Here is a 13,421-nt window from a genome sequence, read left to right on the forward strand (position 1 = left end):
CGCTCCTTTCGAAGCGCGCCTGTTTCGAAGATCCGGAAAATTGACGTTTGTTTTCAATCTCGAAGGATCGAATAGTCGAGCCGTTCCAGGTGATCCGGATCGGCGATGGCGTCGATCGCGGCGATCCTGCCATCGTCGATCGTCAGCGCCACCACGACGCGCAGCTGGCCCGCGATCTGCACGACGAATCCGAGCTCGCCACCGACGATGGCGATTTCGGCTGCCTGGGCCCGGCCCTTGAAGGCTTCGGCCACCTGAGCTGCGCCGCGCATCATCTCGCCAATGGTGCCGAAGCGGGCGGCCGTCGCATCCGGCCGGAAGACGACGTCAGGAGCAAGCACCGCGATCAAGCCTTCCAGATCGCCGTTCCGCGACGCGGTCAGAAAGGCCTCGGCGATCGTCCGCTTGCGCCCGAGATCGACATCAGGCGCTTCGTCCAAGCCCTGCACCCGGCGGCGGGCGCGGCTTGCGAGCTGGCGGGTGGCGGCCGACGAACGGCCGATGATCGGGGCGATCTCGTCGAAGGGCAGATCGAACATGTCGTGCAGCACGAAGGCGACACGTTCGGCGGGCGCCAATGTCTGCAGCACCACGAGCAGTGCCATACCGACCGAGTCGGCAAAGGCGGCCTCACGCTCTGGATCGTTCGCCGGATCGGCGATCCCGGCGTGGAGCGGCGCCTCCAGCGGCTCCTCGCGCCGGGTCTTGCGGGCGCGCAGCATGTCGAGGCAGATGCGCGCCACCACCGTCGTCAGCCAGCCGCCGAGATTGCCGACCCCTGTCGTGTCCGTGCGGTGGAGCCGCAGCCAGGCCTCCTGAACGGCATCATCTGCCTCGCTGCGCGAGCCGAGCATGCGATAAGCGGCAGCCCTCAGGTGCGCCCTGTTCGCCTCGAATTCATCGGCCAGCCATTTTTTCTCGTCCATGTGTCACATTCCTCCGCTGCGTTCCGTCAGAGCCATGACGCATGAAACCCGGCCGATGTGACAGCGCCGGCGGATCGTCAAACGACAAACGCATCAAGGAGACATATCATGCAGGAAAAATTGGTCATGCAGGAGAGAATGGGAAATCCAGCCCTCGTCCTTCCCGCGGCCATGCAGGCGCTCAATGCGCTCAGCAAGGTGCCGACAGAAACCGGTCTTTCGCTAAAGCTGCTCGAACTCGTCAATCTGCGCGCCAGCCAGATCAACGGCTGCAGCGTCTGCATCGATGGTCATTGGCGCATTGCCCGCAAACACGGCGAGACCGACGAGCGGCTCTTTGCCGTCGCCGGCTGGCGCGACGCCCCCTATTATAGCAATGCCGAACGCGCCGCGCTTGCGCTCACCGAGGCGATCACCCGCCTCAGCGATCGGGCGGATCCGGTGCCGGATGATATCTGGGATGAAGCGACCCGGCACTACGATGGCAAGAGCCTTGCGGCCCTCGTCGTCGCCATCGCCAATATCAATATCTGGAACCGGCTGAACGTCGCCACCCGACAGGTCGCAGGGCAATGGAAGCCGTAAAACGGCGAGCCGCCGGCAGTGCATCACCTCTGCGCTGCCGGCGGCCACTTTTTGTTGGCATGACCTCAGATCATGCGAGACGATTGACGCTCAGATGATACCGCCGCCGCCGGCAGCGGAAGCCGGACGCTCGGCCGCCACTTTCTTGCGGTAACCGCTGGCGCGGTAGACGGCGATCGGGTCGATCGCGCCGCCGGCCCTACGGCGGGCTTCGGCGAGGATCGGCTCGACATCGGCGCGATAGGCGCGCTTCAGCGTTTCTGACGCCATCAGCGCATCATTGTCGTCCTGATAACCGGAGAGTGCCTTGCGGTCGACGATCAGGGCCTGCGCATAGGCGCGGCGGATTTCGTTGGCGCTGTTGATCAGGCTTTCGATCGGGTCGGTGACATTGTGCGACTGGTCGATCATATGGGCCGGGTTGAAATCGTTGACGCCGCGCTGCTCGGCATCGACCAGCTCGTTGAACACCAGGAACAGCCGGTAAGGATCGATCGCGCCGGCATCGAGATCGTCGTCGCCATATTTCGAATCGTTGAAGTGGAAACCGCCGAGCTTGCCGAACTGGATCAGGCGGGCGACGATCATCTCGATATTGGTGTTCGGCGCATGGTGGCCGAGATCGACGAGGCAATAGGCCTTGGGGCCTAGCGTCTGGGCGATCAGGTAGTTGGTGCCCCAATCCTGCACGATCGTGGAATAGAAGGCCGGCTCGTACATCTTGTGTTCGGAGAACAGCTTCCAATCGTCGGGCAGCGCCTTGTAAATGTCAGCCATCGAGGCGAGGTAACGCTCGAAAGCCTTGGTGAAATGGCTCTGGCCGGGGAAGTTCGAGCCGTCGCCGATCCAGACCGTCAATGCCTTGGAGCCGAGCGCCTTGCCGATCTCGATGCATTCGAGATTGTGCTCGACCGCCTGCGCCCGCGTTGCCGCGTCGGTGTGGCTGAGCGAACCGTATTTGTAGGAATGCGCCTGGCCGGGCGCATCGGAAAAGGTGTTGGAATTCATCGCATCGAAGCCGAGGCCGAGCGCGTCGCCCTTGGCCTTCAACTCCCGTGCATCCGCCTTGTCCCAGGGAATATGCAGGGAGACATTCGGCGTCGCCTGCGTCAGCTGATTGATGACGGCGCAATCGTCGAGCTTGTCGAAAATCCCACGCGGCTCGCCGGTGCCGGGAAAACGGGCAAAACGCGTACCGCCGGTGCCTACACCCCAGGAGGGAACGGCGACGAAGAATTCGGCAACCCTGCGGGTGACCGCCTCGATATCGACGCCGCGGCGGGCAAGCGCCGCGCCCAGCGCCTCGTAATCGGCTTTCAGCGCGGTTGCCCGCTTGTCGTTATCCGTTGCGACCAGATCCTGCGCGATCCTGAATTCGGCCATGTCTTCCTCCCGGTTATGCATTTTAAACATTGGGACTTTGCCGTGGCGGCAGCCCCTCATCCGCCTGCCGGCACCTTCTCCCCGTTCAGACGGGAAGAAGGGAATTTGCCGCGCCGTCTCCGTCCCGCCCCAACGTTTCGTCAGGCAAGTCCCCTCTCCCCGTCATGACCGGGAGAGGGTTAGGCTGAGGGGCCGGCGCATCCGCCGTCAATCAAAAATCAGCGCGTAAAGCTCTGCACGTTGCCGGCATCGACGTTGATGATGTTGCCGGTCGATTTCGCCGAAAGATCCGAAGCGAGGAAATAGATCGCCTCGGCGATATCTTCCGGAAACACGTTGAGTTTCAGCATCGAACGCTTGCGGTAATGTTCCTCGAGATCGTCCACCTCGATCTTGGACGAGGCGGCGCGCTGCTCGCGCCATTCGCCGCTCCAGATCTTCGAGCCGCGCAGGACGGCATCCGGGTTGACCGTGTTGACGCGGATGCCGGCATCGGCACCTTCCAGCGCCAGGCAGCGGGCGAGATGGATTTCGGCAGCCTTGGCGGTGCAATAGGCAGACGCGTTCGGCGAGGCGGCAAGACCGTTTTTCGAGGCGACGAAGATGACGTTGCCGCCGAGCGCCTGACGGCGGAACAGGCGGAACGCTTCACGCGAGACGAGGAAATAACCGGTCGCCAGAATATCGATATTGCGGTTCCAGGTCGACAGCTCGGTTGTTTCGATCGGCGCGGAGGAGGCAATGCCGGCATTCGAGACGAGGATATCGACGCCGCCGAATTCGACGCAGGCTTCCACGAAGGCGGCGATCACCGCATGTTCCTGGGTGACGTCGAGCCGGACGCTGCGGACGGCGTCGGCGCCATATTTCTTGACGAAATCAGCTTCGGTGCCCTCGAGCGCCGCCTGGTCGATATCGGCAAGCACCACGCAGGCGCCCTCGCCGACGAGGCGCGCGGCCGTCGCCCGGCCGATGCCGCCGGCGCCGCCGGTGACGAAGGCGACGCGGCCGGCGAGGCTCTTCGGCTTCGGCATGCGCTGGAGCTTGGCCTCTTCAAGCAGCCAGTATTCGATATCAAAGGCTTCCTGCTCCGGCAGGCCCTGATATTCCGAGACCGTCGACGCCCCGCGCATGACATTGATGGCGTTGACGTAGAATTCGCTGGCGATGCGGGCCGTCGCCTTGTCGCGAGCAAAGGACAGCATGCCGACGCCGGGGACGAGGAAGATGACTGGATTGGCGTCGCGCATGGCCGGCGAATTGTCATGCTTGCAGTCGTTGTAATAGCGGGCGTAATCGGCGCGGTAGTCCTCCAGCGCCTGGTCGAGACCGGCGACGATCGCGTCGACATCCGGCTTGGCCGGATCGAAATCGACGATCAGCGGGCGAATCTTGGTGCGCAGGAAATGATCCGGGCAGCTGGTGCCGAGCGCGCCGAGCGGGCGCAAATCCTTGGAATTGACGAATTCGAGCACGGCGTCCTGATCGTCGAAATGGCCGAGCTTGCGCTCCTGCTTGCCGATGCGGCCTCGGATTTCCGGCATCAGCCGGGCAGCGATGGCGCGGCGCTCGGCAACGGCCAGGCTCTGCGTGACGGCGCCGCCGAAAATCGTCTTTCCCTCGGTCTTTCCGGCAAACCAGACGATCGCCTTGTTGATGATATCGAGCGTCAGCTCATAGCAAGCCCTGGCGTCGTCAGCCCAGGTGAAGAGGCCATGGCTTTCGAGCACGACGCCCTTGGCATTCGGATTGGCGGCGACGAAAGCGCCGAGGTCGAGGCCGAGCTGGAAGCCCGGGCGACGCCAGGGCAGCCAGCCGATCTCGTCGCCGAAGATCTGCTGCGTCAGCTCCCTGGAATTCTTCGATGCGGCAATCGCGATGATCGCATCGGGGTGCATGTGGTCGACATGGGTGAAAGGCACGAAACCGTGCAGCGGCGTATCGATCGAGGCGGCGCGGGCGTTCAGGTTGAAGGTGCAGTGCGGCAGGAAGCCGACCATGCGGTCCTCATCCTCGACGCCCTTGTAGATGCCTTTCAGCGATTCCAGCTTGTCCTGGTAGAGTGTCGCGAAACCGTCGAGCTTGATCGTGCCGACATCGCCGCCCGAACCCTTGACCCAGAGCACCTTGACTTTGCCGCCGGTCAACGGATCGGTTTCCATTACCTTCGCCGAGGTGTTGCCGCCGCCGTAATTGGTGATGCGCTTGTCGGCGCCGAGCAGGTTGGAGCGATAAAGCAGCTTGCCGGGCTCGTCGAGACCTGCCGCGTAACCATCATCCCACCGGTTTTCCAGAAGCCGGACGTTCGCCGCCATGTCATCCTCCCATATGAAATCGTCATCGGGGCGCGAGGGTTCGCGCCCCTTTTCGTTGACGGTATCGCTCATCAAAATGCAGCTTGTCAATCGAAAACGATCAAATTCGATTATTGTGCAGCGCAATATGAAAATTTATGATCGTTTTTGATTGACACATTGTCATATGTGGGAAATAAACGATTGAAGGAGGAGCCCCATGCACGAACGCGAACGCCATCGCATTATTCTGAGCGCCGTTCAGGAAAAGTCCGTCGTGACGGTTCAGGATATTTCCGAACTGACCGAGGCTTCCGAGGCGACGATCCGGCGCGACATCGCGGCTCTTCATGTCCAGGGCAAGATCCGGCGTGTGCGCGGCGGCGCCGAGGCGGTGCATCCGCCGCAGCTCGGCAATCTTGCCGGGCGCCCTTTCCGTGTTTCGGAATCGGTCAACATCGACAAGAAACGCGCAATCGCCCGGCAGGCGGTCGAGCTTTGCGATCCGGGTGACGCGATCATCATCAATGGCGGCACGACCACCTTCCAGATGGTGCATTTCATGGCGGCGCACCGCCTGCAGGTGATGACCAATTCCTTCGCGATCGCCGAACATCTGGTCAAGCATTCGAAGAACACGGTGACAGTGCCGGGCGGCGCGATCTATCGCGAACAGAGCCTGATCCTCTCCCCCTTCGACAATGACGCGATCCGCAATTTCTACGCCCGCCGTTTCTTCATCGGCGCGCAGGGTATCGGCCCGCTCGGCATCATGGAAGCCGACGCGCTGATCATCCAGAGCGAACAGAAGCTGATGCATCAGGCCGACGAATTGGTCGTCATGGCCGATTCCAGCAAGTTCCATCGCCGCTCGAGCCTCATTCTGTGCCCGCTCGAGCGCGTGTCGACTGTGATCACCGATGACGGCATTCCGGAGGAAGCCGCCAGGATGATCGAAAATGCCGGCATCAGGCTCATTGTCGCGAGCCCGGTCGCCCAGGCAATCAAGGAGGATTCCTCGTCGGTCGCATGAGGCGCCGGCCAGGTGTGAAGAGTGTCAATCAAGTGGGAGGATGAAAGCATGAAACTCGCAAAGAAACTCGCAATCGGCGTGGCATTTGCCGTCGCCATGATGGCGGGAACGGCCAGCGCCGCCGACATCAAGATCGGCCTCGTCGTCAAGTCGCTCGGCAACGGCTTCTTCGATGCCGCCAACAAGGGCGCGCAGGAAGCCGCCAAGGAACTCGGCGGTGTCGAGGTCATCTATACCGGTCCGACGTCGACGACGGCCGAAGGCCAGATCGAAGTCATCAATTCGCTGATCGCCCAGGGCGTCAACGCCATCGCCGTTTCGGCCAATGATCCTGACGCGCTCGTTCCGGCGCTGAAGAAGGCGGCGCAACGCGGCATCAAGGTGATCTCCTGGGATTCGGGCGTCGCGCCTGAAGGCCGTATCCTGCAGCTCAACCCGTCGTCCAACGAGCTGATCGGCAAGATGTGCCTGACGCTCGCCAAGGACCATCTCGACGGCGGCAAGGGCGACTTCGCCATCCTGTCGGCAACGACCACCTCGACCAACCAGAACATCTGGATCGACCAGATGAAGAAGCAGCTCAAGGATTTCCCGGGCCTCAACCTCGTCACGACCGTTTATGGCGACGACCTCTCGGATAAGTCCTATCGTGAAGCCGAAGGCCTGTTGAAGTCGAACCCGAACGTCAAGGTCATCGTCGCTCCGACGACGGTCGGCGTTCTCGCTGCTTCGAAGGTCGTCGAAGACAAGGGCCTTGTCGGCAAGGTCTACGTCACCGGCCTCGGTCTGCCTTCCGAAATGGCCGGCGCGATCAAGTCGGGAGCCACGAAGGAATTCGCCATCTGGAACCCGATCGACCTCGGCTACTCCGCAACGCAGATCGCCTATCGCCTCGTCAAGGGCGAAACCGACGGCAAGCCGGGCAGCGAGATCGAAGTCGGCCGCATGGGCAAGATCAAGGTCGGCGACAACGGCGAAGCCGCCATGGCCGATCCCTTCGTCTACAATGCTTCGAACATCGACCAGTTCTCCAAGGTCTTCTGATCCGGAGCGACGCATAAAAGCCCGGCGGCTCGACGGCCGCCGGGATTCTCATTCGACACTGGTAGAAGCTTGATGAACGCCGCCTTTCAACAAACCGCCACGGACAGCAAAACCGGTGATGCGCCAGCCATTCTGGAAATGCGCGGCATCTCCCAGATCTTCCCGGGCGTGAAGGCGCTCGACAATGTCAGCATCGCGCTGCATCCCGGCACGGTGACGGCGCTGATCGGCGAAAACGGTGCCGGCAAATCGACGCTCGTCAAGATCCTGACCGGAATCTACCGGCCGAATGAAGGCGAGATCCTCGTCGACGGCCGGCCGGTAACCTTTGCCAGCGCCCAGGCCGCGATCGATGCCGGCGTCACCGCCATCCATCAGGAAACCGTGCTGTTCGACGAGCTGACGGTTGCCGAAAACATCTTCCTCGGCCATGCGCCGCGCACACGTTGGCGCACCATAGATTGGCAGACGATGAACAGCCGCGCCAAGGCGCTGCTGACCGCGCTCGAAAGCAATATCGATCCGACGATCCGGCTGAAGGACCTCTCGATCGCGCAGCGCCATCTGGTGGCGATTGCGCGTGCGCTGTCGATCGAGGCCCGCATCGTCATCATGGACGAACCGACGGCAGCCCTTTCCCGCAAGGAGATCGACGATCTCTTCCGCATCGTCCGGGGCCTGAAGGAACAGGGCAAGGCGATCCTGTTCATCAGCCACAAGTTCGACGAGGTTTACGAGATCGCCGACGACTTCGTCGTCTTCCGGGACGGCCGCGCCGTCGGCCAGGGCCGGCTCAAGGAGACGCCGCAGGACGAGATCGTCCGCATGATGGTCGGCCGCGACGTCGAAAACGCCTTTCCGAAGATCGATGTCGCCATTGGCGGCCCGGTTCTCGAGATCAGTCATTACAGCCACCGCACCGAATTCCGCGACATCTCCTTCACCCTGCGCCAGGGCGAGATTCTCGGCATATACGGCCTGATCGGCGCCGGCCGCTCGGAACTGTCGCAATCGCTCTTCGGCATCACCAGGCCGCTCTCCGGCAAGATGATGCTCGAAGGCCGCGAGATCACCATCCATTCGCCGCAGGATGCGATCCGCGCCGGCATCGTTTACGTGCCGGAGGAACGCGGCCGCCATGGACTGGCGCTGCCGATGCCGATCTTCCAGAACATGACACTGCCGTCACTGGCCCGCACCTCGCGCCGGGGTTTCCTCAGGGCGGCCGAAGAATTCGCGCTCGCCCGCAAATATGCCGAGCGGCTGGATTTGCGCGCCGCGGCCCTTTCCGTGCCGGTCGGCACGCTGTCGGGCGGCAACCAGCAGAAGGTCGTCATCGGCAAATGGCTGGCGACCGCGCCGAAGGTCATCATCCTCGACGAACCCACCAAGGGCATCGATATCGGCTCGAAGGCGGCCGTGCACGGCTTCATCAGCGAACTCGCCGCCGAGGGCCTGTCGATCATCATGGTCTCATCCGAACTGCCCGAAATCATCGGCATGTCGGACCGCGTGCTGGTGATGAAGGAAGGCCTGTCTGCCGGAATTTTCGAACGCGCCGAACTGTCACCGGAAGCGCTGGTGCGCGCCGCCACCGGCAATGCATGAGGTAGACACATGGCAAGACTGATCAGAAAACGCGAAACCCTGCTCTTCGCCATCATCGTCGTGATGATCGCGATCTTTTCGACGCGCGCTGCCGATTTCGCAACGCCGGAGAATCTCGCTGGCATTTTCAACGATACCTCCATCCTGCTCATCCTGGCGCTGGCGCAGATGACGGTCATCCTGACGAAATCGATCGACCTGTCGGTTGCCGCCAACCTCGCCTTCACCGGCATGGCGATCGCGATGATGAATGCCGCCTATCCCGACCTGCCGCTCGTCCTGCTCATCCTTGCCGCGATCGTCATTGGCGCCTGCCTCGGCGCCATCAACGGCTTTCTTGTCTGGGCGCTCGAAATTCCGCCGATCGTCGTCACGCTCGGCACGCTCACCATCTATCGCGGCATGGCCTTCGTGCTGTCGGGCGGGGCGTGGGTCAACGCCCATCAGATGACGCCGGTTTTCCTGTCGGTGCCGCGCACGCCGATCCTCGGCCTACCCGTCCTCGGCTGGGTGGGCATCGTTATCGTGCTCCTGATGTATGTCCTGCTTCGATATACCCAGTTTGGCCGCTCGGCCTATGCGACCGGCGGCAATCCGACCGCGGCCGTCTATGCCGGCATCGATACGGGCTGGACGAAATTCCTCGCCTTCGTCCTGTCGGGCGTGCTAGCCGGCCTGGCGAGCTATCTCTGGGTATCGCGTTATGCGGTGGCCTATGTCGATATCGCCAACGGCTTCGAACTCGACAGCGTCGCGGCCTGCGTCATCGGCGGCATCTCGATTGCCGGCGGTGTCGGGTCGGTCGCCGGCACCGTGCTCGGCGCACTTTTCCTCGGCGTCATCAAGAATGCGCTGCCGGTGATCGGCATTTCACCCTTCACGCAGATGGCGATCTCCGGAACCGTCATCATTCTCGCCGTCGCCTTCAATGCCCGGCGCGAGCGCAACCGCGGCCGCATCATCCTGCGCGACCGCGCCGCAGCCGAGGTCAGAACGGAGGCAGCAGCATGAGCACCGTGTCCACACATGAAAAGCGGGTCATTCCCGACCGCCTCGGCACACCCTTCCGCCGCATCCTTGCAAGCTGGGAAGTGCTGCTCTTTGCCGTCGCCGTCCTGATCTTCATCTTCAATTCCCTCGCCTCGCCCTATTTCCTCGATGCCTGGAACCTTTCGGACGCCACCTTCAACTTTACCGAAAAGGCGATGATCGCCTTCGCCATGGCACTGCTGGTCATCGCTGGCGAAATCGACCTCTCGGTCGCCGCGATCATCGCGCTCGCCTCGACGGCGATGGGCGCGGCAGCGCAGCTCGGCATCGGCACGCCGGGCCTGGTCGCGATCGGCATCGGCACCGGTCTTGCCTGCGGCATCTTCAACGGCGTGCTGGTCTCGGTGCTGAAACTGCCGTCGATCGTCGTCACCATCGGCACGATGAGCCTGTTCCGCGGCATTTCCTATATCGTGCTCGGCGACCAGGCCTATGGCAAATACCCCGCCGATTTTGCCTATTTCGGCCAGGGTTATGTCGTCTGGGTGTTCTCCTTCGAATTCGTGCTCTTCATCGTGCTGGCGATCCTCTTCGCCATCCTCTTGCATGCGACGAATTTCGGCCGGCAGGTCTATGCGATCGGCAATAACGACTTCGCCGCCCGCTTCTCCGGCATCCCGGTCGAGCGCGTCAAATTCATCCTCTTCCTGCTGACCGGCGTCATGAGCGGCGTCGCCGCCGTCTGCCTGACCTCGCGCCTCGGCTCGACCCGGCCGTCGATCGCCCAGGGCTGGGAACTCGAGGTCGTCACCATGGTCGTGCTCGGCGGTATCTCGATCCTCGGTGGCTCCGGCACGATCGGCGGCGTCGTCATCGCCGCCTTCGTCATGGGCCTCGTCACCTTCGGCCTCGGCCTGTTGAACGTGCCCGGCATCGTCATGTCGATCTTCATCGGCCTGCTGCTGATCATCACCATCGCCATCCCGATCATCGCCCGCCGCGTCAAGCTCATGAGTTCCCGATGACAGCAGAAAAACACGCCTTCAAGATGCAGCTCCATCCCGGCATGGAAGCCGAATACCGCAGGCGGCATGACGAGATCTGGCCGGAACTGGTCGATCTCCTGCACAAGTCCGGCGCCAGCGACTATTCCATCCATCTCGACCGCGAGACCAACTCGCTGTTCGGCGTGCTGACGCGGCCGGCCGACCATACGATGGCGAGCCTGCCGGACCACCCTGTGATGAAGAAATGGTGGGCCCATATGGCCGATATCATGGCGACGAATCCGGATAATTCGCCCGTGCAAAGCGACCTCGTCACCCTCTTCCATATGCCATGAACGCCCCCTCCTATCACCGCATCGCCGTCCTCGACATCGGCAAGACCAATGCCAAGGTCGTCGTGCTCGACAGCGAGACCGGCGCCGAAATCGCCGTGCTGAAGCGACCGAACATCGCGATCAAAACGGGTCTCTATCCGCACTACGATATTGAGGCGCTCTGGTCCTTCGCCCTCGATGCGCTGAAGAGCCTTGCGCGTGAGCCGGGCTTCGACGCCATTTCGATCACCACCCATGGCGCCTCCGCAGCACTCCTTGCCCGGGACGGCGCGCTTGCCATGCCTGTTATCGACTACGAGCACGAATATCCGCAGGAGATCCGCGATGCCTATACGGCGTTGCGTCCCTCCTTCGACGAAACCTTCTCGCCGCGCCTTGCGATGGGCCTCAATGTCGGCGCGCAGCTGCACTACCAGAAGACCGCCTTTCCCGAGGAATTCGCTAAAGCTGCGACCATCCTCACCTATGCGCAATATTGGACGGCGCGGTTGACGGGTATTGCCGCCAATGAGCTGACCTCGCTCGGCTGCCATACCGATCTGTGGAACCCGAGAGCCGGCAGCTATTCCTCGCTCGTCGACAGGCTCGGGATCCGCGACCTGATGGCGCCGATCCGCTCCGCCTTCGATGCGCTCGGCCCGGTCCTGCCCGAGATCGCCGCAGAACTCGGCCTTGCCGCACCCGTGCCGGTCTATTGCGGCATTCACGATTCCAATGCCTCGCTGCTGCCGCATCTGGTCCATCGGGAGGCGCCCTTCGCCGTCGTCTCCACCGGCACATGGGTGATCAATTTCGGCGTCGGCGGCGATCTCGACCATCTCGACCCCAACCGCGATGCGCTCGCCAATGTCGATGCCTATGGCCGCGCCGTTCCCTCCTCGCGTTTCATGGGCGGCCGGGAATTCGAGATCCTTTCTGCCGAAATCGGCCCAGTCGACGAAAAGGCCGTCCAGGCGGCAATCGGCCCGGTCATCGACAAGGGCATGATGCTCTTGCCGAATATCGCCGCCGGTTCCGGGCCTTTTCCGGGAAAGGCAAGCCGCTGGATCGGCGCCGAAGAGGCAAGCCGCGAGCAGCGCTATGCAACGGCCTGCCTCTATCTCGCTTTGATGACCGATGCCTGCCTCGGGCTGATCGGCGCCAAAGGCCCGGTTATCGTCGAAGGGCCTTTTGCCCTGAATGGCACCTATCTCAAGCTGCTCGCCGCCCTAACCGGTCGTGAAGTCATGGCCCTTCCGGGCTCGACCGGCACCAGCCAGGGGGCGGCCCTTCTGACCGGCATCCGGCCGGCGTCGGGTGCCGAGACGCATATTCCGCCGACCGATATCCCGGGTCTGGCCGCCTATCGCACCCACTGGTACGCGGCGACGGAATAGGAGCTTTTCCAAGAACGGACCTTGTTCATCCCTGTCTTGTGGTTAGTGTGCACCTCGAAAATCAGGTCGAGGAGATAGCATGACAGAGACATTCGATCCGCGCGCCCTTGCAGCCAGGCTTCACGGCCTGCACCAGGCGGGTCACCAGGAGGCAACGAGCACTTTCGCGCTGCCAGCCGATCTGCATCAGGCGATGGAGGTGCAGAATTTGCTCGCCGCCGCAGACGGCGTTTCCAGCAATGCCTGGAAGGTGACGGTCTCGCCGCAGGGCCAAGCGGTCGCTGCTCCGCTGCATCCCTATGCCGAAGCCGTTTCGGGCGCTGATATTCCCTGGTATCCGGGCCTGAAATTCGAGACCGAGATCGCGGTGCGCCTCGGCAGCGACCTGCCGATCCGCGCGGGCACAGCCTACAGCCGCAGCGAAGTGGTCGGGGCGATCTCCGCCGTCCATCTCGGCGCCGAGCTGCTGGTCAGCGCCGTCAGCGAGAGCGGCAGCGTTTCGTTTCTGCTGTTCGTCGCCGACCGCCTCGGCAATAGCGGCTATGTGCTCGGTCCGACGCTGGAAAAAAGCGTCGTCGACACCGTCGGCGGGACGCCGCTCAAGGTCACCCATGCCGGCCGCACGATCTATGATGGCCCGGCGCAGCATCCGAAGGGCGACGTTCTCACCTGGCTGATCGATTACGCCAATGACGGTTTGCGCCCCGAGACATCTCTGAAGGCAGGCGCGCTCATCACGACGGGCACGTTGAGCGGCGCGATCGAACTGACCGAACCCGGCGACATCGACATCCTGCTCGGTGACACCAGGTTGAGCTTCTCGGTGTCGAAGGGTTGAGT

12 protein-coding genes are annotated in these 13,421 nt (G+C 62.6%); 9 read left to right on the top strand and 3 right to left on the bottom strand.

Translation table 11 applies throughout. The annotated features are described in order from the left end of the window. Positions 1 to 53 precede the first annotated feature (53 nt). Positions 54 to 926, bottom strand: a complete 873-nt coding sequence (locus FHT75_RS11270; protein ID WP_097630756.1) for a sigma-70 family RNA polymerase sigma factor — start codon at positions 924 to 926, stop codon at positions 54 to 56. 126 nt (positions 927 to 1,052) lie between these two features. Here FHT75_RS11270 and FHT75_RS11275 point away from each other — a divergent pair, with 126 nt between their 5' ends. Further along, complete coding sequence (locus tag FHT75_RS11275; protein ID WP_183844860.1) at positions 1,053 to 1,511, top strand: carboxymuconolactone decarboxylase family protein; 459 nt, start codon at positions 1,053 to 1,055, stop codon at positions 1,509 to 1,511. A 90-nt stretch (positions 1,512 to 1,601) separates the two neighbouring features. Here FHT75_RS11275 and rhaI read toward each other — a convergent pair whose 3' ends face one another. Then, positions 1,602 to 2,894, bottom strand: coding sequence for an L-rhamnose catabolism isomerase (gene rhaI, locus FHT75_RS11280; protein WP_097622734.1), 1,293 nt, complete (start codon positions 2,892 to 2,894; stop codon positions 1,602 to 1,604). A gap of 218 nt (positions 2,895 to 3,112) precedes the next feature. Next, complete coding sequence (locus tag FHT75_RS11285; RefSeq protein ID WP_183844859.1) at positions 3,113 to 5,209, bottom strand: bifunctional rhamnulose-1-phosphate aldolase/short-chain dehydrogenase; 2,097 nt, start codon at positions 5,207 to 5,209, stop codon at positions 3,113 to 3,115. Between the two features lie 199 nt (positions 5,210 to 5,408). On the opposite strand from FHT75_RS11285, the gene FHT75_RS11290 reads away from it, so the two are divergent. From FHT75_RS11290 to FHT75_RS11325, 8 genes are all read left to right on the top strand, one after another. Next, positions 5,409 to 6,221 (top strand): DeoR/GlpR family DNA-binding transcription regulator, encoded by an 813-nt coding sequence (locus FHT75_RS11290; RefSeq protein WP_028755721.1) that lies wholly within the window; start codon positions 5,409 to 5,411, stop codon positions 6,219 to 6,221. A 48-nt stretch (positions 6,222 to 6,269) separates the two neighbouring features. Next, positions 6,270 to 7,265, top strand: coding sequence for a rhamnose ABC transporter substrate-binding protein (rhaS, locus tag FHT75_RS11295; RefSeq protein WP_028755720.1), 996 nt, complete (start codon positions 6,270 to 6,272; stop codon positions 7,263 to 7,265). 72 nt (positions 7,266 to 7,337) lie between these two features. Continuing rightward, a complete protein-coding gene (locus FHT75_RS11300) occupies positions 7,338 to 8,873 on the top strand; it encodes a sugar ABC transporter ATP-binding protein (protein ID WP_028755719.1) in 1,536 nt (511 codons plus the stop codon). 9 nt (positions 8,874 to 8,882) lie between these two features. Beyond that, entirely contained in the window at positions 8,883 to 9,884 is a 1,002-nt protein-coding gene (locus FHT75_RS11305; protein WP_183844809.1) for an ABC transporter permease, read from the top strand. Further along, positions 9,881 to 10,888: an ABC transporter permease gene (locus FHT75_RS11310; protein ID WP_183844808.1), complete on the top strand. Its 1,008-nt coding sequence runs from the start codon at positions 9,881 to 9,883 to the stop codon at positions 10,886 to 10,888. Before FHT75_RS11305 ends, FHT75_RS11310 begins: the two co-directional genes overlap by 4 nt. After that, on the top strand, positions 10,885 to 11,205 hold the full coding sequence (gene rhaM / locus FHT75_RS11315; RefSeq protein WP_183844807.1) for an L-rhamnose mutarotase: 321 nt from the start codon (positions 10,885 to 10,887) through the stop codon (positions 11,203 to 11,205). Before FHT75_RS11310 ends, rhaM begins: the two co-directional genes overlap by 4 nt. Next, complete coding sequence (locus FHT75_RS11320) at positions 11,202 to 12,581, top strand: FGGY-family carbohydrate kinase (protein ID WP_183844806.1); 1,380 nt, start codon at positions 11,202 to 11,204, stop codon at positions 12,579 to 12,581. Before rhaM ends, FHT75_RS11320 begins: the two co-directional genes overlap by 4 nt. A gap of 79 nt (positions 12,582 to 12,660) precedes the next feature. Further along, positions 12,661 to 13,419 carry a fumarylacetoacetate hydrolase family protein gene (locus FHT75_RS11325; protein ID WP_097622729.1) on the top strand — a complete coding sequence of 253 codons (759 nt, stop codon included), beginning with the start codon at positions 12,661 to 12,663 and terminating at the stop codon, positions 13,417 to 13,419. Positions 13,420 to 13,421 lie beyond the last annotated feature (2 nt).

It is taken from the genome of Rhizobium sp. BK112 (genome assembly GCF_014193215.1).
Classification (GTDB): domain Bacteria; phylum Pseudomonadota; class Alphaproteobacteria; order Rhizobiales; family Rhizobiaceae; genus Rhizobium; species Rhizobium anhuiense.

What these genes read in the sequence shown, in the direction of transcription:
- FHT75_RS11290 (WP_028755721.1), top strand. Translation starts at nt 5,409, where the DNA reads ATGCACGAACGCGAACGCCATCGCATTATTCTGAGCGCCGTTCAGGAA.
- FHT75_RS11270 (WP_097630756.1), bottom strand. Translation starts at nt 926, where the DNA reads ATGGACGAGAAAAAATGGCTGGCCGATGAATTCGAGGCGAACAGGGCG.
- rhaI (WP_097622734.1), bottom strand. Translation starts at nt 2,894, where the DNA reads ATGGCCGAATTCAGGATCGCGCAGGATCTGGTCGCAACGGATAACGAC.
- FHT75_RS11310 (WP_183844808.1), top strand. Translation starts at nt 9,881, where the DNA reads ATGAGCACCGTGTCCACACATGAAAAGCGGGTCATTCCCGACCGCCTC.
- rhaM (WP_183844807.1), top strand. Translation starts at nt 10,885, where the DNA reads ATGACAGCAGAAAAACACGCCTTCAAGATGCAGCTCCATCCCGGCATG.
- FHT75_RS11325 (WP_097622729.1), top strand. Translation starts at nt 12,661, where the DNA reads ATGACAGAGACATTCGATCCGCGCGCCCTTGCAGCCAGGCTTCACGGC.
- FHT75_RS11285 (WP_183844859.1), bottom strand. Translation starts at nt 5,209, where the DNA reads ATGGCGGCGAACGTCCGGCTTCTGGAAAACCGGTGGGATGATGGTTAC.
- rhaS (WP_028755720.1), top strand. Translation starts at nt 6,270, where the DNA reads ATGAAACTCGCAAAGAAACTCGCAATCGGCGTGGCATTTGCCGTCGCC.
- FHT75_RS11275 (WP_183844860.1), top strand. Translation starts at nt 1,053, where the DNA reads ATGCAGGAGAGAATGGGAAATCCAGCCCTCGTCCTTCCCGCGGCCATG.
- FHT75_RS11305 (WP_183844809.1), top strand. Translation starts at nt 8,883, where the DNA reads ATGGCAAGACTGATCAGAAAACGCGAAACCCTGCTCTTCGCCATCATC.
- FHT75_RS11300 (WP_028755719.1), top strand. Translation starts at nt 7,338, where the DNA reads ATGAACGCCGCCTTTCAACAAACCGCCACGGACAGCAAAACCGGTGAT.
- FHT75_RS11320 (WP_183844806.1), top strand. Translation starts at nt 11,202, where the DNA reads ATGAACGCCCCCTCCTATCACCGCATCGCCGTCCTCGACATCGGCAAG.